Annotated in this window: 21 protein-coding genes; 12 read left to right on the top strand and 9 right to left on the bottom strand. The window is 54.6% G+C overall.

What is annotated here, in order from left to right; translation table 11 throughout:
• Positions 1-13: 13 nt before the first annotated feature.
• Complete coding sequence (locus WCK51_01705) at positions 14-1036, top strand: GntG family PLP-dependent aldolase (protein MEI7575579.1); 1023 nt, start codon at positions 14-16, stop codon at positions 1034-1036.
• A 71-nt stretch (positions 1037-1107) separates the two neighbouring features.
• On the top strand, positions 1108-1326 hold the full coding sequence (locus WCK51_01700) for a hydrolase (GenBank protein MEI7575578.1): 219 nt from the start codon (positions 1108-1110) through the stop codon (positions 1324-1326).
• Between the two features lie 63 nt (positions 1327-1389).
• Here WCK51_01700 and WCK51_01695 read toward each other — a convergent pair whose 3' ends face one another.
• Entirely contained in the window at positions 1390-1872 is a 483-nt protein-coding gene (locus WCK51_01695) for a hypothetical protein (protein ID MEI7575577.1), read from the bottom strand.
• 227 nt (positions 1873-2099) lie between these two features.
• On the opposite strand from WCK51_01695, the gene WCK51_01690 reads away from it, so the two are divergent.
• The 4 genes from WCK51_01690 to WCK51_01675 all read left to right on the top strand — a co-directional run bounded on the left by WCK51_01690 (position 2100) and on the right by WCK51_01675 (position 6227).
• Positions 2100-3371, top strand: a complete 1272-nt coding sequence (locus tag WCK51_01690) for a competence/damage-inducible protein A (GenBank protein MEI7575576.1) — start codon at positions 2100-2102, stop codon at positions 3369-3371.
• Between the two features lie 84 nt (positions 3372-3455).
• Positions 3456-4313, top strand: a complete 858-nt coding sequence (locus WCK51_01685; GenBank protein ID MEI7575575.1) for a sugar phosphate isomerase/epimerase family protein — start codon at positions 3456-3458, stop codon at positions 4311-4313.
• Between the two features lie 117 nt (positions 4314-4430).
• Entirely contained in the window at positions 4431-5312 is an 882-nt protein-coding gene (locus WCK51_01680; GenBank protein MEI7575574.1) for a hypothetical protein, read from the top strand.
• Positions 5313-5360: 48 nt separating this feature from the next.
• On the top strand, positions 5361-6227 hold the full coding sequence (locus WCK51_01675) for a hypothetical protein (protein ID MEI7575573.1): 867 nt from the start codon (positions 5361-5363) through the stop codon (positions 6225-6227).
• Here the strand turns inward: WCK51_01675 and WCK51_01670 are convergent.
• From WCK51_01670 to lpxK, 5 genes are all read right to left on the bottom strand, one after another.
• Complete coding sequence (locus tag WCK51_01670; protein ID MEI7575572.1) at positions 6205-6945, bottom strand: PIG-L family deacetylase; 741 nt, start codon at positions 6943-6945, stop codon at positions 6205-6207. The two genes, WCK51_01675 and WCK51_01670, sit on opposite strands and share 23 nt — an antisense overlap.
• The gene (gene rfaE2, locus WCK51_01665) at positions 6942-7382 is read right to left on the bottom strand and encodes a D-glycero-beta-D-manno-heptose 1-phosphate adenylyltransferase (protein ID MEI7575571.1); all 441 of its coding nucleotides are present in this window, start codon (positions 7380-7382) and stop codon (positions 6942-6944) included. The genes WCK51_01670 and rfaE2 overlap by 4 nt, the downstream gene beginning before the upstream one ends.
• Positions 7379-8251 (bottom strand): glycosyltransferase family 9 protein, encoded by an 873-nt coding sequence (locus WCK51_01660; protein MEI7575570.1) that lies wholly within the window; start codon positions 8249-8251, stop codon positions 7379-7381. Before WCK51_01660 ends, rfaE2 begins: the two co-directional genes overlap by 4 nt.
• 59 nt (positions 8252-8310) lie before the next feature.
• Positions 8311-9114 (bottom strand): lysophospholipid acyltransferase family protein, encoded by an 804-nt coding sequence (locus tag WCK51_01655; protein MEI7575569.1) that lies wholly within the window; start codon positions 9112-9114, stop codon positions 8311-8313.
• Between the two features lie 70 nt (positions 9115-9184).
• Complete coding sequence (lpxK, locus tag WCK51_01650) at positions 9185-10153, bottom strand: tetraacyldisaccharide 4'-kinase (GenBank protein ID MEI7575568.1); 969 nt, start codon at positions 10151-10153, stop codon at positions 9185-9187.
• Between the two features lie 67 nt (positions 10154-10220).
• Between lpxK and WCK51_01645 the strand changes: the two genes are divergently transcribed.
• Together WCK51_01645 and WCK51_01640 are read left to right on the top strand one after the other, a co-directional pair.
• The gene (locus WCK51_01645; protein MEI7575567.1) at positions 10221-10823 is read left to right on the top strand and encodes a TetR/AcrR family transcriptional regulator; all 603 of its coding nucleotides are present in this window, start codon (positions 10221-10223) and stop codon (positions 10821-10823) included.
• A gap of 180 nt (positions 10824-11003) precedes the next feature.
• Positions 11004-11597, top strand: a complete 594-nt coding sequence (locus WCK51_01640; GenBank protein MEI7575566.1) for a TetR/AcrR family transcriptional regulator — start codon at positions 11004-11006, stop codon at positions 11595-11597.
• Here the strand turns inward: WCK51_01640 and tyrS are convergent.
• Positions 11594-12784 (bottom strand): tyrosine--tRNA ligase, encoded by a 1191-nt coding sequence (gene tyrS, locus WCK51_01635; GenBank protein MEI7575565.1) that lies wholly within the window; start codon positions 12782-12784, stop codon positions 11594-11596. The genes WCK51_01640 and tyrS overlap by 4 nt on opposite strands.
• A 10-nt stretch (positions 12785-12794) precedes the next feature.
• Positions 12795-13937, bottom strand: a complete 1143-nt coding sequence (locus WCK51_01630) for a heavy metal-binding domain-containing protein (GenBank protein ID MEI7575564.1) — start codon at positions 13935-13937, stop codon at positions 12795-12797.
• A 224-nt stretch (positions 13938-14161) separates the two neighbouring features.
• Here WCK51_01630 and WCK51_01625 point away from each other — a divergent pair, with 224 nt between their 5' ends.
• The 4 genes from WCK51_01625 to WCK51_01610 all read left to right on the top strand — a co-directional run bounded on the left by WCK51_01625 (position 14162) and on the right by WCK51_01610 (position 16625).
• Positions 14162-14470: a hypothetical protein gene (locus tag WCK51_01625; GenBank protein ID MEI7575563.1), complete on the top strand. Its 309-nt coding sequence runs from the start codon at positions 14162-14164 to the stop codon at positions 14468-14470.
• Entirely contained in the window at positions 14467-14781 is a 315-nt protein-coding gene (locus tag WCK51_01620) for a hypothetical protein (protein ID MEI7575562.1), read from the top strand. The genes WCK51_01625 and WCK51_01620 overlap by 4 nt, the downstream gene beginning before the upstream one ends.
• 160 nt (positions 14782-14941) lie before the next feature.
• On the top strand, positions 14942-15082 hold the full coding sequence (locus WCK51_01615) for a hypothetical protein (GenBank protein MEI7575561.1): 141 nt from the start codon (positions 14942-14944) through the stop codon (positions 15080-15082).
• Between the two features lie 181 nt (positions 15083-15263).
• Positions 15264-16625 carry an MBL fold metallo-hydrolase gene (locus tag WCK51_01610; GenBank protein ID MEI7575560.1) on the top strand — a complete coding sequence of 454 codons (1362 nt, stop codon included), beginning with the start codon at positions 15264-15266 and terminating at the stop codon, positions 16623-16625.
• Here WCK51_01610 and WCK51_01605 read toward each other — a convergent pair.
• The gene (locus tag WCK51_01605; GenBank protein ID MEI7575559.1) at positions 16622-18571 is read right to left on the bottom strand and encodes an alpha-amylase family protein; all 1950 of its coding nucleotides are present in this window, start codon (positions 18569-18571) and stop codon (positions 16622-16624) included. The two genes, WCK51_01610 and WCK51_01605, sit on opposite strands and share 4 nt — an antisense overlap.
• Positions 18572-18920 lie beyond the last annotated feature (349 nt).

The raw sequence follows: 18920 nt of genomic DNA, 5'->3' as shown, positions 1-18920 counted from the left end.
TAACCTAGAGACCATGCTTATCGCCGACCTTCGCAGCGACACCGTCACCAAGCCAACCCCCGAAATGTTTGAGGCGATGCAGGCGGCGGCCCTGGGCGATGACGTTCTGGGAGACGACCCTACTGTCATCGAACTCGAACAGCTTGCCGCGAAGATGGTCGGCAAAGAAGCGGCGGTGTTTGTTCCCAGCGGAACAATGGGGAACCAGATGGCGATTGCCACGCACACCAAGCCAGGGGATGCAATCATCGTCGAGGAGGAGGCGCACGTGATCTTCTATGAAGTCGGTGCTCCAGCGGTTTTTGCCAATGTTCTTACCTGGACCCTACCTTCGGATCGGGGTGTAATGGCTCCATCAGAGATTCGACGGCGGATGACAAAGCAAAGCCTCCACACTCCGGGAACGACCCTGATCTGCATTGAAGACACCCATAACCGGGCAGGCGGAACCGTCATTCCTTTGGATGTTCTCGCTGAGTATCGTAGAGTTGCGGACGAGTTTGGGATCAAGATTCACGTTGACGGAGCGCGGATTTTTAACGCTGCGGTGGCCCAGGGCGTGCATGTTTCGGAGATTACGAAGCATGTGGACACAGTGAATTTCTGCTTGTCGAAAGGACTTAGGGCGCCCGTCGGATCGATTTTGGCAGGTCCTGCCGAGTTCATCGACGCGGCTCGTTTCTGGCGCAAGCGGCTGGGCGGCGGGATGCGTCAGGCGGGTCTGCTCGCAGCTTGTGGGATTGTCTCGTTGACGAAGATGGTGGATCGGCTCGCTGAGGATCACGCTCGAGCTCGTCGGTTGGCTTTGGAGCTGGGTTTACTACCCGGGATTTCATGTGATCCAGACGCGAATCCGACGAACTTGGTGATGTTGAACACCGAGAAGCCTGCAGCGACGTGGGCGACCGCTTTGCACGAGAAGGGAGTCTGGGCGATGCCAGCGGCGACTCACCGTCTTCGCCTCGTGACTCACGCAGACTTTGCCGACGAGCACTTGGAGTTCGCGCTAGGAGTCTTTCGGTCGGTGGCGGTTTAGCATTGGACAAGATCGTTTTCGTCGACGTTGACGACACTATCATTCGAACCGTTGGCAGTAAACGCATCCCGATGCCACGCATGGTTGCAAGAGTGAAGGAACTTGCAGCGGAGTCGGTTGAGATGTACTTATGGAGTAGCGGTGGTTCGGTCTACGCCCGTGAGGTAGCAGAGCAACTGGGGATTGCTCAGTTGTTCAAAGGATTTCTGCCGAAGCCGACGCTGTTGGTTGACGACCAACACCCAAGCGAATGGCGGTACTTGCACCATGAATTACCCTACTCGGTGTAATAGATTGACACTTCATTGAATTGATCAACTGCAATACAAGGCTCTGGGACAGATCAACGAGCGCTACTTCGGATTCGGCTTGTAGAAGCCGTTCGGTCCGAGGTGGAGGGCGCGCACGTGGTTGTCGAGAAACAGAATCACGAATGCCTCGCCGTGAGGTGAGTTCATGACTGTGCGCCCCCTTTCCACCGCCACGCTTCGAATCGGGTCCCGCAAGTAGATGCGACTTTGTGGGTCTTCGATCTGTTGTAAGTCAATAGTTTTGGTATGCGGCCGATAGCTCGAACGGAGTTCTAGATCGTGCTCGAACCCAAGCGGTCCCGAGCCTTCAACTTGGGCCAATCTGGTTTGGTGTACGTCCGCTTTGTCTTCAGTGCAAGTGAACTCCTTTGAGGAATTTGGATACTTGGAGTAGCCGCTAACTGCTTGAATGAAACGTTCACCTGACTTTGGGTCTGGGTCGAACGAGTAAATCGACGGCAGCTTCTCTTCGTTATCGGCCGCGTACAGCGAGACCGCGTTTCCGATTTGTTTGAGTCGGCTCATGCACGCTGTTCGAGGTGAACCGCAGGCACAAACAGGCCACAAGAACGCACCTAGCAAGACGAAAAAGAGAGAGGCAATTCCTATCTTGGCAATCTTTGTCACGCTTTCGACCTCTTGGCATTGTAACGGATCGCTCAGCAGTTTGGTGCCAGGATTACGAGCTCTGCTCGAGCAGAGCTCGTCGCATTTAAAGCGGAGTTAAAACTCCGCACTCCATACTAGATGCTGTGAACGCCGAAATCGTTGCCATCGGAACTGAGCTGCTATTGGGGCAGATAACGGACACGCATTCGGCGACGATGGCGCGGATTCTGGCCGAATGCGGCATTGGGTGTCGGCACCGACAGACGGTGGGCGACAATTTGGACCGGATTGTCGAGGTGCTTCGCCAGGCCCTGAGCCGGGCGGATGTGGTGGTTTGCATTGGTGGTCTTGGGCCAACAGCGGATGACCTCACCCGGGACGCGATTGCTTTGGCCCTTGACGACACGTTGGAGACGGTGCCGGAGATCGAAACGCGCCTCCGCCGCTGGTTCGCCGCGAGGAACTACACCTGGGTCGAATCCAACGCGAGGCAAGCGCAAAAGCCGACCTGCGCCGAGATCATCCCAAACCCGAACGGCACCGCGCCGGGGCTGGTCGCGCGGAAGAACGGCAAGACGGTCTTTGCGCTCCCTGGACCCCGCGGGGAGTTTGACCCGATGGCGTACGACTCGGTGAAGCCGATGCTAGAGACCTTGGGCGGCGGTGTGGTGATCCACTCGCGGGTCTTACGGATAACGGGGGTTGGCGAGAGCGCGGTCGAGGAGCGGATCAAGCACCTGATGGAGAACGAGAATCCAACGGTTGCGCCTTACGCTCAGCCAAGCGAGGTTCATCTTCGGTTGACCGCCAAGGCTTCTTCGCTTTCTGATGCAGAGGGATTGCTTGACCCCGTTGAAGCCGCGATTCGAGCCGAGTTGGGCTCGGCGGTGTACGGGCTTAACAAGACGACTTTGGAGGAAGCCGTGTTGGCTTTGTTGATTTCCAGGGGAGAGACAGTTTCGACAGCGGAGTCGATTACCGGAGGCGGCTTGGGTTCGCGGCTGACGATGGTTCCGGGAGCGAGTGCTGCTTATGTGGGCGGTGTGGTCACTTACTCGGTAGATGCAAAAGCGGCCCTCCTTTCGACCCCAAATGTTTCAGAATACGGAAGCGAAAGCGCGGCTTCTACCGCGCACTCCATACTCCGAGAGAACGGACCAGTTTCTCCCGAAACCGCGTCCTGGATGGCGGAGTCGATTCGGCTCGCATTACGAACCACTTACTCGGTTGCCATCACTGGCAATGCCGGTCCAACCGCCGATGTCGACGGGAAGCCGGTTGGGTTGGTCTACATCGCGATTGCGTCGCCCGATGGAACTTCAGTTGAGGAGTGCAAGTTCAGAGGAATCCGCGAGGATATTCGAGCAAGAGCGGAGCAGACTGCGTTGCGGCTTTTACGTGAGCAACTGTTGTGACCGGTGCAGCTCGCAATCGTTTGACTGATCTCCTAAAAGCGATGAGCGGCAAACGCATAGCCAGCACAAGATAAACTCGGCAGCATGTTGCTCAAAGGCATTAACTATTGGTCGTTTCCGGGTTCATTCGAGGATAAGGTCGATCCGTTTGACGCCATCAAACTCGCGAAGGAGCACCGGTATGAGGCTTTGGAGCTTTGCATCGGGGAACCAGGGACGCAGTTTGGGACGGACGCGACTGAGGCGAAGTGTAAGAGCCTTTTGGATGCGGCTAAAAACGAGGGGATTCTGCTCAAGACCACGGCGAGCGGGCTTTATTGGGGTCGCTCGCTGGGCGATCCGGACCCGAAGGTTCGGCAAGCGGCTTCGGACGATCTTAAGAAGATGCTCCAGATTAGCAGTTGGCTCGGGGCGAAAGTTCACCTCACGATTCCGGCGGCAGTGGATGTTTTCTTTCTGCCCGACCGACCTGTTCAGAACTATGAAGACTGCCTGAAGTGGGGCGCAGAAGGCATGGCGGCCCTGATTCCCCACGCCGAGGCGTGCGGGGTGACAATGGGGATCGAGAACGTTTGGAACAAGATGCTCATCACGATTGGTGAGATGAAGGCATTCATCGACCAGTTCAATTCTCCGTTCGTCGGGTGTCTTTTCGACGTCGGGAATATCCTCCCCTTTGGGTACCCCGAGATGTGGATTCGAGCTTTAGAGCATCGAATCGTTGCGGTTCATGTGAAAGACTTCAAACGCGCTGTGGGTACGGCCGAGGGGTTCTGCGACCTTTGCGAAGGGGATGTGAACTTTGAGGAAGTCGTGAAGGCTTTGGGTGAGATCGGGTTCGATGGGGCTCTCGTAGCCGAGATGATCCCTCACTATCCTCGCTATCCAATGGTGCGCGTAGCGAATACGAGTAATGCTCTGGACGCTATTCTCAAGCGTTAGTTGTATTCGATCAAGGGATCGTGCGTGTGATCTTGGACTTAAGAACAGACGCCCTCAGCTGTCAGCCCACAACTTTCGTAGAATCGTTACGATGAACAAACGCGTCAGAGAGTGAATATGCTTCTGTCGTTAGCACTTCCAGCCACCCATCCCAATACCCAGAGTTCAGCAGATCATCTGGCCGTCGTCGCACGTTTCTACAAGCCCAGAAAAGCCGCGAGTCGATTTGAGCTGTATCTAGATGGCGAGTTTGGCGGGAAACGACGGTTGCTCTCGATGCCAAAGGAACCTCATCGGGCGGTGTGGGCAAGTCCGTTCGCCCTCCTCGTACAGACCGACTTAGGTTGGTACCTAGGAAACGTGAAGTCTTGGAAGCCAAAGCTCATCAAAGACTCAGGTGACTACAATTTGATCGAGTCGAGGAATCGAACTTGGAAGCCCGGAGAGCCAGAGTTCTCTATCGATGAGAAGCCTGGCTACTTCATTTTTGACCCGGCAGCATCTCAATTCAAGACGCAAAAGATTTCGACGAATCACGACGTCAAGCTTGCTGAGGAAGGCCCAACGGACATCGACGAGCCGAATGGCAGCAAGCTGAAAGTCGAGCCGTTTCAGTCCTTCAGCTACCACGCGAGATCAAAGGAAGTGGAGTCGGAATACGAGTTCCAACGGGCATGGCGTGACAACAATCGACTTTTTGTAATGACGGGAACGCACAGTTCCACGTCCGGATCGATCAATTCGCTCTTGCTCTTCGAGAAGTCTCAACCTCCGAGGACCCTTATCTCTGAAGCCAACAACATCGATTTTCATGAGTCAAGGGGCTACTTTGCCTATTGCACACCGCGAACAACTTCGCCTCTCGACCCCAAGAATCCGAACTCCATCCAGGTCTGGTCGAGCGAGCTTGTTGCGGGAAACTGGCTCTCCCAGACAACTCCGCAGAAACGTCTTTACATTGGAGCAGTCCACGTGGCCAGTGTTTCCATCCGACCTTAACATCGTTAATCTGAATCGAATCGTCCAGAAACTCCGTCTGAAAGGCAGATGATCTCAGCTCTTGTTCTCCTGGCCGCCGCTCAACCGGACGAGCTCGCATTTGTTTCCCGGTTTTACAAGCCGGGGACGGCTTCTAGCAAGCTTGAGCTTTATCTGAGTGCGCTGGATGGCACCAAGCGCCGTCGGCTGCCCCTTGAGCAGCTGCCCACCCGCGTTGCTTGGCTCGGCAAAGATCGACTAGCCGTACAAACTCAGGTCGGGGTGTATGTCGGTTCGGTCAAAAACTGGAAACCAGAATTGATCGACGCCACCGCGTATTACGAAATTTCGGATGCGACTAGCCGAATCACCGCTCCAGGCACACTGTCACTTTCGAAGTACGAAGATGGCGAAGGTGCCGTGCTGAACCCGAGGACGATGAAACTTCAGCCGATCGATTTCTCCAAAACACCAAAGTTTTTGGACTGGAAAGACGACAAATACACGACAACGGATCCTGATGGAGCACCACTCGTTCTGGAAAGTGGAAAGCAGATTGTTGTACCGGGCATGAGCAGGGAAGATAAGCGACAGTTCCTCTTTCACCGAGGCTGGCACTCGACTTCCGGCACTAAGCGGCTCTTCTTACTTGCGACGGCGAGGGAAGACCAGACCAATGGGGATTTGAAGTCGATTCTAATTTTGGAGTCCAAGAAGAAGCCTAGAGTGCTCTTTGGGCATGTGATCGACTTCGATTTTTGGGAAGGTCGACCGACCTTCGCTTACTGCTCAAAGGAAATTGAATCGCCTCTCACTCCGAAGAGTTCCAGTACCGTGACGACGAACGAATTGCACATCGGAGATTGGATCAAGGGCACAGATCGCAAACTCTTCGCCGGTCCAGTCCGAACCATCAGCGTAGCGATTCGGTCCTAGCAACCGCATCCAGCCAGCGCTGCCACTGGGGTGTCTTCTCGACTCGCCGTGCGAGTCGTTCGGGGTGGTTGGGCTTTCGAAAGTCACGATGAGTCTGTCGCCGAATTAGCTCTCGCTTTCGCAGCTTGGCGGGCTGGAGCAACAATGCCGAGATAATCTCGAACGTCAGCAGTACCTGCCAAATGTTTTGACTTCGGAACTGCTTTGCAAAGTCGAGCTTGAACCTTTGCTCGGCGCGATCCAACACGATCACTTCTTGGTCTTTTGGGTCTGAAAACTGATTGATCCGTTGCAACTGAGGGCGAATGTAAGTGTGATAAAACGGCACTTCGAGTACCGTGCCCCCGAAGGTTTGGTTAACGAGCCAATTCGTCGCGTCATGATCGAGATGTCCTTGCTCAAACGCCCCACAGACCACAAAGTCGGGCTTCGAATGGCGTATCATTGCCCTAAAACTTGGGAGCAAATCCGCCATCTCGTCGCATGTCGAGCCATCTGTCGAGTTGTGATGGTAGAGTCTGTCTTCCCTGATCCCGACCAACGCCGCAGCCGCAACTCCTTCTTTGAGGCGAAACTCCGGCGAGTGAGTCCAGCTAATCCGCACATCATGCCCCGCCTGAACAAGCCGACGCATCGTCGCGCAAACCGAGATTTCGTCGTCTGGATGGGTCATGCAGAAAAGCCACGTTTGTGGCTTGTTGAAATCGATCAGGCTCATTTTTGCATCCGTTCAATGATGCGGGTTGTCGAGCGCCCCTCAAGAGTGGGCATGATGACCACCGAGCCGCCATAGCTCCGAACAACCTTTGCCTCAGGCAATGCGTCCTCGGTATAGTCTCCGCCCTTGACATGCACGTCGGGTCTAATCTCGGCGATAATCGTCTCCGGAGTGTGCTCCGAAAACGAAACGACACAATCAACGCACCGAAGCGCACCGATCACCCTCATTCGATCCTCCAATTGGTTGACCGGGCGAGTCTCTCCCTTAAGCCGTCGCACCGTCTCGTCGGTGTTCACCGCGACGACCAGGTAGTCCCCCAGTGCCCGGGCTTTCTCCAGGTAGTCCACGTGCCCAGCATGCAGAATGTCGAACACCCCATTGGTAAACACAACCGTCTTCCCGGCTCGGCAAGACTGCAATTCTCTAACCGTCACGAAACTGCCTCCCAAACCGTCCGGAAAACCGTCTCTGGCTCGATATCTCCGAGCTTACGCTCGGCGTAGTGGCATCGATGGATCTGCCCATAAGGGCATGAACGAACTGGCTTGGTGATCGAATACAAACCAACCGCCGGAACCCCGAGAGCCGCAGCCACATGGCTGCTTCCGGTGTCACCGCCAACATGCGCGTTGGCAAGCGAGATGAGAGAGACCAGCTCCCTGACCGAGGTTTTTCCGAGCAAGTTAACAACTCCCGATTTCGCTTCCTGTTCGACTTCTCGGAACGCCTGCTGGTCACCTTCGGCTTTTCCGCCGATAAAAACGGGAGAAATCCCCTTCGCCGATATCATGTCCGACAGTCTGGAAAAGTGCAGAGAGGGCCACCGTTTGGATGCCCAACCAGCTCCGGCGTTCATCACTACGAAAGGTCCCTCTACGCCATGCTCGGCAAGAAGAGACTTGCACTTATCACGATCTTCCTCCAAAGGAGCCATTCCAAATTCTGCTCGATCGCACTCGGCCCCGGCGGCCCTAGCCACATCAACGTATTGGTCTACCACATGTAAGCTACTTGCGTCTGGCATCACCGCCGCCGAAAAGAGCGGGGCCAACTCCCGCTGCCAATGGTATCCCAGTTTCTTGTCTGCTTTTGCCCGTGCAACAACGAGCCCGCTCTTCGAGAGCCCTTGCATATCGAGAGCCAGTTCAAACTTTGTGTCGAAAGAAGGCCAACTGGCGGGTTTAAACCCTGTCTTAACTCGCTGAATCTCATCGACCGAGGAACAGCATTCGATAATCCCCGCAAAGCGCGGATCAACTGCCCATGTGATCTTCGATTCCGGAAACGCCTGTTTCAGAGCCACTGCCACAGGTAGGGTGCAGACACAGTCCCCGAGCGCTGATAGCCGTGAGATTAGAATGTTCACAATAGCCCTCGTCGACGAGCGTATCTCCAGCGGTCATGCATCCACAGGTATTGCTCGGGAGCAAGGCGAATCATCTCCTCGATAGCGCTATTCACTCGGGTCATCAACTCCTCCGGCTTCTCACCTTCTCGAGCTCGAATCGGCTCAAGATAGACGTGTCGGTACGTGCCTGGACCAGTTCGCAGGTGGCAACAAGGCAAGATCGGGGCCTTTGTTCTGAGATGTAACACCGCCGGTCCGAGTACGGTGCCGGCCGGCTTGCCGAAGAAAGGGATGTAAGCTTCGTCGGCGTTTTGATCGGGGAGGATCACAACGAGTTGGTTTGCTTTCAGGCGCTTGATCGTCTCTCTGGCGGCGTTGCCTCTACTGAGGATCTCCATGTATCGACCTCTCAGAGAGTTCACCTTGTCGGTGATTGCTGACTCGTTGGCATCGCGGGCAATGCCCGATACCTTGACTCCCTCGGACGAAATGTAATGACCCATCCTCTCGAAATTGCCAAGGTGAGCGCTGATCAAGAGAACGCCCTTGCCCTCTTTGAGAACATCCTGTAGGTGTTCATGACCTTCGATGACCGTATCTGTTGGAAACTCACTTGCTTTACGGAGCGGGGAGCGGAGGAAGTCGGCAACCGTTCTGCCGAAGTGCTGAAACATTCCTCTGGCCATCTGAGACTGTTCGGCGTCCGATAGCCCAGGAAACGCGAGCGCAATGTTATCCGCCGTCTGGGTTCGATGCTTCTTGTCAAGGCGGCACAGGAGCATTCCGAGCGCCGCGCCGCGCCGTTCGGACTTTGCGATGTCCGGAATCCGGAACCACTTCTCGCCAAAGTTGAGAACACCTAGCCCGAGGCGGTGGATGAGTGCTTTCTTATTCAGGGATTCGCTCCTTTAACCACTGCAAAAACTCTTCTCTGGGCTCAATCGTGGCTCTCCGCTTAGCGATGACAATGCTAACTCGATCAATATCGGAGCGCGTTCTGATTTTCACCCAGTCCTTCATCGTTACGATGAGGGCTCCTTCATTGTGGCGCGAAAACAGATCTGAGGCATCAAGTGGGTCATGATCCGGCAGAACGTGTACGCTCGCCACCTCAACTCCGGCCTCACGAACCGATGCCTCGAACAAGTCCGGGCGGGCAATCGCGCTGAGTATAGAGGCTCGAAGAGGAGTTTCGACCCGATTCCCTGCCATATCCGTGAATTCCAGCGGCGAGTACTCCACGCGAAACCGGTCGCTTGGCAACACAAGATCGGCGCGTGCGCGGTTCCAACGCGGCTCCCGATACGGTCCCGAAGGGAAAGGAAGGGCGTTCAAAGGGTCTAAAGAATCAAGGATAATCGTAATATGTTTATGTAGAGGAAGATGCTGAAATCCATCATCAAGAACCAGGATCGATCCCGGAAACTCCTTACTGGCTAGAGAGGCCGCGATAACCCTATCACGCCCCACGATAATGTTATCAGTAGGTCTAAAGTCCCGAATTTCCGCCGGTTCGTCACCCCATGTTATGGGATCAAGGGGCCCGTTTGGAGTGACCGACGCCGCCTCAGATTTAGGGCTTCCATAACCACTGCAGCTCACCACCGGTTTGAACCCGAGTTGAACCAAGCACTCGACAACAAAAATAGTCACCGGTGTCTTGCCCGATCCCCCCGCCGTGAGGTTACCAATGCACAGCACGCGGGGGTGAGCGGCTACCGAGCGCTTGATGCGATATCGATACATCAATAGGTAAAATGACCAGGCAAGTGAATAGAGTGCCGTGAGCGGCAGAAGCAGTATTCGCCCAATGAAGGGTCTCAGTCCTTGCCCAAACCAGAGGTTTTCAATTCGCATCCGTGTGGAACTTGATTGAACCTTATTCACGAGACCGCAGTCCAATAACGTGCTGCACAGCGAAGCTATGAATACGAATTCACAAGACAAAGCCGTGGTGAGGACTGTCTCTACCCGGCAACAGCTGATCGAGACCGCAGTGCGAGTGTTCTCATCAAATGGCTTTCATCGTACAAGTCTGGATCTCATTGCTCTCGAAGCTGGCGTTTCGAAAATGACAATCTTCTACCACTTCAAGAACAAGGAAGAACTTGTGATTGCTGCTTTGGATGATACGCATCAGAAGTGCATGGCTAGCATCCGTGAGTACGCAGTGGAGAGGAGTTCTGATGCCAAGTCATACATTTCGTCAGTTTTTGGAGCCGTGGAGCTTCTCTCGGGTTCGGGCCAGCTCCCGAATCTTTACATGCGAGCATCTGCGGAGTTCACCGAAGATGATTCGCCGATCCGGCAAGTGATCGCAACCCAAGTTCGCTCAGTCGAAATGCGATTCTCCTCACTGGCAATCGAAGCAGGGTTTCAGGATCCGCACGATGTCGTGCGCCAGTTAATGGCCATACTGCGGGCTGTGTATGCCACTCAGTTGTGCCCTGCAGGCGGCGTCTATTCCATCAACGCCAAGAAAATGGCCGACTGCGTTATCCGTGTGTCTCCAGCGTTTGCGGCATAGATGCGGGTGCTTAGCCTGTGCCGGGTTTATTCCCATCATGCTGCTCCACGTCACGAAGTTGAACTAGAAATTGCGCCTTTTGCCGCAATAATGCCGAGTTATATAGACTTCTTTGCCTTGGACTAACGAAACCCTCCTAGCTTTCGTTGGATAGGGTTACAATTGGGAAATATGAAAGAAATGAGCGTTTCTCATGCTGTTGTGAGAACTGGTTCGACACGACAGCATATCCTTGACACCGCAAGGCATGTCTTCGCGTCGCAAGGTTTTGGAAAGACCAGTCTGGATCAGATCGCTACGGAAGCAGGCGTCTCCAAGATGACCATCTTCTATCACTTCAAGAACAAGGAAGAGCTAGTCGTAGCCGCTCTCGAAGAGTCTCACGCAGAATGCATGAACGGTGTTCAGGGCGAGGCAGTCAACCGCGAAAAGGACACCAAGCAGCTCATCGGTGCCATTTTTGAAGTTCTCGAAGAACGTCTGTCTCGACACGAACTCAATGATATTTACATGCGCGCCGTCGCTGAATTCGGAAAAGACGACTCGCAGATTGGCGAAGCGATTCACCGCCACTTCGAGGATATCGAGGAAACCCTAAAGTCTCTCGTGGCAGTCTCGGGTAATGGGGATCCTGAGGTCGTTGTGCCCCAACTGATGCTGATTTTGATGGGCCTTTATGCCACTCACCTCGCCTCCATCGGCGCAGGGCCCCGAGTCCCAGCCAGGAAGATGGTTGAGTCGGTCATGAAAGCTTCCCCAGCGTTTGCTGCCTAAACAAGCGTTCGAAACTGGTGCTTGCCCACCTTCAAGACTTTCCCGGCTAGATCTTCTCTGCTCATTCGGAGTTCACTGATTTTGTCTCCGTCCAACGCCACTGCTCCGCTCGAGATCAGCTCTTTTGCCTTCCCGTTGCTGGCTGCAAGCCCGAGTGATGTGATTAGCGCTGGAATAGAAACCATCCCGTCCTGTACTAACTCCTCGGGGATTGATGCTTCCTCGGCGTCGGTCACAACTTTGCGTTGCGAAAAGGTTTCGATAAAGAACCGCTCGGCCTCCTCGCCAGCCTCCAGTGAGTGATAGAGTGAGACGATCTCGCGGGCAAGGCGAATCTTAGCATCGCGTGGATTCTTGCCCGGCAACAGCATTTCCTTCACTTCATCCAGCGAAACATCTGTGCAGAGCTCAAACCAGTTCGCGATGATTTCATCAGGGATCGACATCGTTTTGCCGAACATGTCGTTCGGCGTATCCATGATCGAGATGTAGTTGCTCAGCGATTGGCTCATCTTCTCTTTGCCGTCGGTTCCAACCAGGAGCGGGCAGAGGATGACCGCTTGGGGTTCCTGGCCGTACTGTTCCATGAGGGTTCGGCCGACGAGGTTATTGAACTTCTGGTCATTTCCACCGATCTCGATGTCGCACTTGATCTCGACCGAGTCCATGCCTTGGCACAGCGGGTAAAGGATTTCGTGCATGGCGATGGGCTGGTTGGTTTGGAACCGCTTGGTAAAGTCGTCCCGCTCCATGATTCGTGCAACTGTGTATCGTGAGCAGAGGCGAATGACGTCTTCAAACGTCATCTTCCCCAGCCAGTCCTTGTTGTAGTAAATCTCAGTCTTCTCAGGGTCGAGAATCTTGTAAATTTGGCTCGAAACTGCGTCCACGTTCGCCTGAACTTCTTCTCTTGTCAGCTGCTTCCGGGTCTTGCTTTTCCCGCTTGGGTCGCCGATTTGGGCGGTAAAGTCACCGATGATCAGGCAAGCAATGTGCCCCATTTTTTGGAAGTCCCTCAGCTTGCGCAAAACAACCGCCCAGCCAAGGGTCACATCCTTAGCCGTAGGATCAACTCCAAGCTTGACTCGGAGCGTCCTGCCTTCCTTGATCCGACGAAGAATCTCCTCTTCCCCGATCACTTCCGTAGTTCCACGGCGGATGGTTGCGAGCTGGGAGTCGAGGTTCATGGAGTCAAGTTTACCGAGACTTGCGCCCTTCGTTGAGGTTCATCCCGATGCGCTCGTCCGCCAGGTTGATGAACGTATCCTTGTCGGTCATCACTGCCTGCGGAGGAAGAGTATCGCTCACGGTTTTGAGACCGGGCATCTTCTTGACCGCAGTGCCAATGGCCAAGAACTCAATAATCCCTGAGCCCAGGGAGTAGACGTAGGTTTTGATTCCGACAACATCGTCAGCACCTGCCGCCACGGCATGCTCCATCATGCGGTGAAGAGCATTTTCGCGGGCGTCGTAAACCATCGTCGTCAGCTCCTCGATCTCGCCGCGAACTAGCGACTTGAAGGCGGAGGTGATTCCTCCGACGAAGCCGAGCGAGTAGACGCTGACCCCTAGGACAAGCTCTAGCGGCAGATAGCCGCAGTGAATCATGTTCCAAGTTTCCTCGGCGGTCATGTCGCTGGTGGCTGGCCGTTCGTTGTATTCCGGCCCATAGGCCTCGTGGTGCGAGGCCGTACCGAGCATCACCATCTCTTGAAGTGCCTGGAACTTGATGATGTTAGTCTTGATCCCGATCACGCAGTTCGCGCCTTTGTCCCGAGCTTCCTTCTGGATGCGTTCCAGAGCAAGGTGCCGAGTGTGATAAAAGATATCGCTGAACTCCGGAATCTCGCCCCGAACCAGCGACCGGAATCCGCCCATGATGCCGCCGCCGAGGCCAATCGAATAAGCAACATTTCCGAACGCAAACGAGACGGGACGATAGCCACAGTCGAGCTGGCAATAGATTTCCTGACCGTCGGAACTAGAGGTGAATTCGAGCGCCGGAGCGTTAACTCCCTCCCGGTGCACTGCCGAGCCGATGCTAAGGAACTCAATATTGCCACCGTGGATGACGAGCTCGCTGGTAACGCCGCTAATACCCACAGCACCTTGGAGCCCGGTCCAAGCCTCCATGCGATCAAGGGCGGCCTTGCGACCGTCGTGGATCAGGGTTGTCATCTGGGTGACTTCGCCACCAGCAAGAGTGTTTCCGATCTGGGCGAGACTTCCCATAAAGCCTCGAGACCAGACGGAGTTTCCAATCACCAACTCTCCCGGAGTGTAGCCCTTCTTCGCTAAGCAGAATATCTCGTTCCCGTTGAAGCCCGTATTAATCGCCATTTCCGTTTCCTGCTGATACGGTGAGGTTAGCAGATTGGGTTTCGGCTACCGCTTGAGTGCAGTTAGATAAGGTCTCAACAACGACTTCTGCTGCCGAATCAGCCCACGAAGTGGCCCTGGCGCGATCGGTTCTGATTAGGAACTGATCAAGTCGAAGGAAGTATTCACACTAGATTCGATTGGCATGTCTTGAATTCGTTAAGTCGTTCAGTTAGTATGAATTCGTGGAAGAAAGTCCGCTCCTCCAAGAAACTCACGCCCTCCTCAAACAACTGCTCCAGCTTGAGGCCGACCAACGTGCCGAGGCCGAGCGGGCACGAAAGGAGTTTGAAGAAAAATTCTCCAAACCGCTCATTGAGAAGCAGGATGAGGCAGAAAACGCTGAATTATCGATCAAAGCTTCTCAGGAGCGCATGAAGGCGCAAATGGAGGAGACAAGGAAGAAAGAGGAAGAGTTTCGCGCAGCGGTGGTGGCTGAGTATCAGGAGCAAACTCGCCTTCTCAAAGAGATTCTGGAGTTGGTGCAAAAATGATCGAAGGGGACCTGATTCATGTCAATGAGATGCTTCGGGATCGTATCGCGAGACTTGAGCGCAAGCGGGAGCAACGAAAATTCTCCGAGGAGTTTATGAGGCTATCAATGGAACGCATGCAGCTCCAAGTTGGTGAAATCATGAAGAAGCCGAACGAGAACATGATCGCATCAGCGAAACGCCTTGAGGAAAGCCGGGAATCTTCCTTAGGGCTCCTTGCGAAGCAGCTTGCCAGATATGACGCTGACCTCGTCGCAGTCAAGTCACGGACCGAGGCACTACGCTCTTGGAGGAACACCCTTGAGCGATAATCCAATCGAAAAGCTACAACGGCAGCTTCATGATTTGTTGGAAAAGAGAATCCAGTCCGAACCAGATCCAGCTCGAAGAGCCAAACTTGATCGTTTCAAACAAGTCAGGGAAGACTCCGAAAGAGAGCTCGCAGCCAGCCTCGCCCACGTAAAATTCGAAATGGATCAGCTTAACGACCAGAGTTGGAAACTCGGTATCGCTCCGCCGCTGGAACGGTTCGGAGACATCACCACTCGGGTCATGGAAGAGCACTCTGCCCTGATTCACGAGATCGCGCTAAACGTTCGAAAACAGTCTTGAGGCTGAGCAGCTCGATCTCATCTTCATTGTCAGTCGCGCTGGAATGATTTGCTACATTCTTCGGCAACGGACGGAGGTTCGCGGGTATCACTAATCTCTAGAGCATATCGAACGGGCTTGCCAAGCCCTCTTGGAACAATGCGTAGCCTGCCGACTCAGCTTCAACGACGAAGGTGACTATATGATCATTCGCAACTTCTTTGAACCCAAACTCGCTCAAGCCAGCTACCTCGTCGGCTGTGCCAAGACTGGTGAGGCCATAGTGATCGATCCGTTGCGCGACATCGCCCAGTATCTTGAAATGGCGGCTGCCGAAGGTCTGGCCATCACCCACGTGACTGAAACCCACATTCACGCCGACTACCTTTCGGGAACTCGAGAGCTTGCTGCTGCAACGGAAGCAAAGGTCTTCCTCAGCGACGAGGGTGGCCAAGACTGGACCTACGAGTTCTCGACGGATCCCAACGTGACATTGATGAAAGATGGTCACACCATTCGAGTTGGAAACCTGTCGCTCAAGGCCATTCACACGCCGGGCCACACTCCCGAGCATATGTCGTTTCTGCTCACCGACCACCCAGCCAGCGAAGAACCTCATTCACTGTTTACCGGCGATTTCATCTTTGCTGGTGACGTGGGGCGGCCCGATCTCCTCGAAAAAGCTGCGAATATTGCGGGCACGATGGAGAAAGGGGCTCGGGTTCTCTTTCAGTCGATCCAGAGAACTTCTGCGCTCCCAGATTCTTTGCTTCTTTGGCCTGCCCACGGTGCGGGTTCGGCGTGCGGAAAGTCGCTCGGTGGCTCCCCTGTCACCTCCCTCGGATATGAGCGCAAAGCGAACTGGGCGTTTCTCGTAGCCAATGAGGATGATTTCGTGGAGGAAGTTCTCAAGGGACAGCCCGAACCACCGTTCTACTTCAAAGAAATGAAGATGCGGAACAAGCGCGGCCCGGCGGTGCTTGGAGCGATGCCAGTAGTTCGCCGTGTCGAATCAGCAGGCAGCAAGGATATTGTCGATGTCCGGGCGGGCTCGGCGATTCGAGAAGGTTATGTTTCCGGCACGTTGGCGCTACCAGACAATAAGGGGCTCATCACCTGGGCGGGTTGGCTCCTCAACTACGATGTTCCGATTGTGCTGATCGCAGACTCCCAAAGCCAAGCCAATCGTGTGGCGCGAGACATGGCGACCATCGGTCTCGATGTTGCGAGCGGATGGATGCCAGCACCTGACAAGGTTGAGCCTTTCAAGCTGACGACCTGTGGTCAGGTGACGAACGAGGAGTATGTGCTAGACGTGCGCGGGCAGAGCGAGTGGAATGACGCACACATGAAAGTCGCTCACCACATCCCGTTGGGCTACCTCTCGCAAAGACTCGACGAAGTTCCCCGCGATTCACGCGTTGTAGTTCACTGCGCAGGAGGAAACCGGTCACCGATAGCCGTCTCGATTCTCAAAAAGGCAGGGTTCGAAAACGTCGCCGAAATCCCGGGTGGGCTCAGCGACGTTTCCAAAAAGTGTCCTGGAAAGATTGAATCTGCTTAGTCGATGCAGACCATCAGCTTTCCGTCGCTCTGGGGAATCGTGAAGGCGACTTGGTCGCCGCGTTGCTCGAAGCTCAAACTTTCGCCCGAGGGGACAAGAGTCACCGACTTTGCCGTGCCCCGAACTCGAACTTCGGTTGACGTGATCACCATGCGATCTTCCACGACGTCGAACTTCAGACCACGCCGCTCGGGGATGTAGTGCAGGAGGTGAACGATGCGTCGGTCGCCCTGTTGGGTGATCGAGGCTTGGAGGCTGGTTGGCCCGTCGACTTCCAGCAGTGGTGTCGGCAACAGTGTCTTCAAAGAACCGAGCACGAGATCACGGTGGAAGCTCATGCTGTGCTTGGCGTATGTGCTGAAGACGGGGTGCGCAAAGACCACCAGATTATCTTTACGGATCGCTCCCGGCTTGTCGGTCGCCTCGTTCACCGGGGTGTGGGCGTGGGAGCAGAAGGTGGCGTAGGTTCGATTGAAGTAGGGTTCCGAGATCGTTGCCAAGCTTTCGGCTCCAGGGGTAGCTTGAAGCAATACTCCTTTCTCGTACATGACGTAGTCCGTCTCGGATCCAGCAAGCCTAAGGAAATCAGGTGAGTACGGCAGGTCACCATTTGCCTTGGACACTGCTGATTGGAACGCCTTGTGAACCGCACCATTTTCATCTAGCAGAGTTTCAGCAGCTACGATTACTTTGCCGCCACGGGCCATAAACTTTTCAACCGGCTTCATGTCGGTTATCGCCAAGCCGTCTGTGAGAATCAAAACGGAATACTTGCTGAGGTCGGCCGAGAGATCGACGAAGTCGAACTGGTGATGGCCTTCCATCAGGATTCGAGCGGCGCCAAGGTTTCGTGGGTCTATGCGTTCCGTGGTCTTTTGATAGCCTTCGGAGTTAACAACTGCGATCTCGGTGAGCGCCCTGGCTCCGATGCACCACGGCTCGACATCGCGCACTTGGCGGTATACGGAGCCGATCAGTTTGTATGTTTCGGAGTCGAGAACGCCTCGTGGCGGAAGTTGGTCACCTACCGAGCACTTTCCACCTTGAGCGAGGGCGGAGAAGCATTCGAACTCTAGGGCGGCTTGGTTCTTGTAGCTTTGGAAATGACCCCAGGATTCGCTGAATTTTCCAGTCATTCCCAAGAAGTCGAGCCCGAAAGTGCGGGTGTATCGCGCAGTCATCGGGAAGTGCATGTAGCCCCATCCACCAGAAGGGAGCGACTCGACTTCCATGTGGGTGTAGTTGGCAAGACGTTCGCGGAAGTCAGGACCGATGTGTCCACCGTTGAAGAAGACGGTTGCAGTTTTGCTGTACCGCCGTACGACGGCGTAGAGCCGGTCGGTGAGTTCCTTCAGCACAAGGAATCCCAGGCGCTTTTGGTCGGCTTCACTGGTGGGATCCCAGCCGAGTTGGTCGAACCGTGCCATGCACGCTGCGCTGTGAACATAGAGCTGGTGGATGATGTCGAAGAACACTCCATCGAGTTCGTCACCGAGCATTTCGCAGATTTCTGCGGTTTGCTGTTCCAAATAATCAACGTAGGGCGAGGCGAAGTCGAGGTAGTACCAACCCCAGCCGTTGGTGAGTGGCTCTCGGCCGCGCATTTTCCCGGTCGAATCGACTTGGTTCCACTCCGGGTGCAGAGTCGATTGAAGGTGGTCCCAGCCGGCCGTGATATAGACAGGAACTTTGATGTCAGCTTTGTGGCACGCCCTCACTTGCTCGATGAGCATGTTGCACTTCAGATCAGGATGCTGATAGGGCAGATTGGTGTCGTGATAAATGTAGCCGTGATGGCAGCGGCTGAAGCAGGTGATGCTGTCAACTGCGGCTTCCGAAAGCGTATGGACGAATTGGTCTGGGTCGAATTCACTTCCAATTCCGGGGATGTGCTCGGAGGTGTGGAAGTCGAGGTGGACCTGGCGGAAACGGAGTTCGTGGGACATTGCTCGGTGGATGTTACCGGGGGTTTTGAGAAGGCGGGTGGCAGTCGGCATTGTTCGAAAGAACTGCGACGCATTTTAGTGGGGAATTGGGTTCAACGGGCAGCTCATTTTGTGTTTTTGGTGGGGACAAGTGGGGACATGGTATTGAGTTGGGAGTTGATTGATTGAGCCGGGCTTCTCATTTTGGGTTTCGATCTAGGGTTTTTGGAAGCTCTACTTTCGATGACTCGGGAGGTGTAAAGCGGCGGTGAACCGCGCACACTCAAAAGAAGTTCGAGCAACGTTGAACAGCATCGATCTCTTCGCGGAGTGTCAGCCGCGGTACGGAAATCTTCGTCATCACTTATAG

Source organism: Armatimonadota bacterium, from assembly GCA_037138755.1.
Taxonomy (GTDB): domain Bacteria; phylum Armatimonadota; class Fimbriimonadia; order Fimbriimonadales; family Fimbriimonadaceae; genus Fimbriimonas.
The sequence above is the reverse complement of the archived record's forward strand: the minus strand, read 5'-3'. Positions and strand labels throughout refer to the sequence as shown.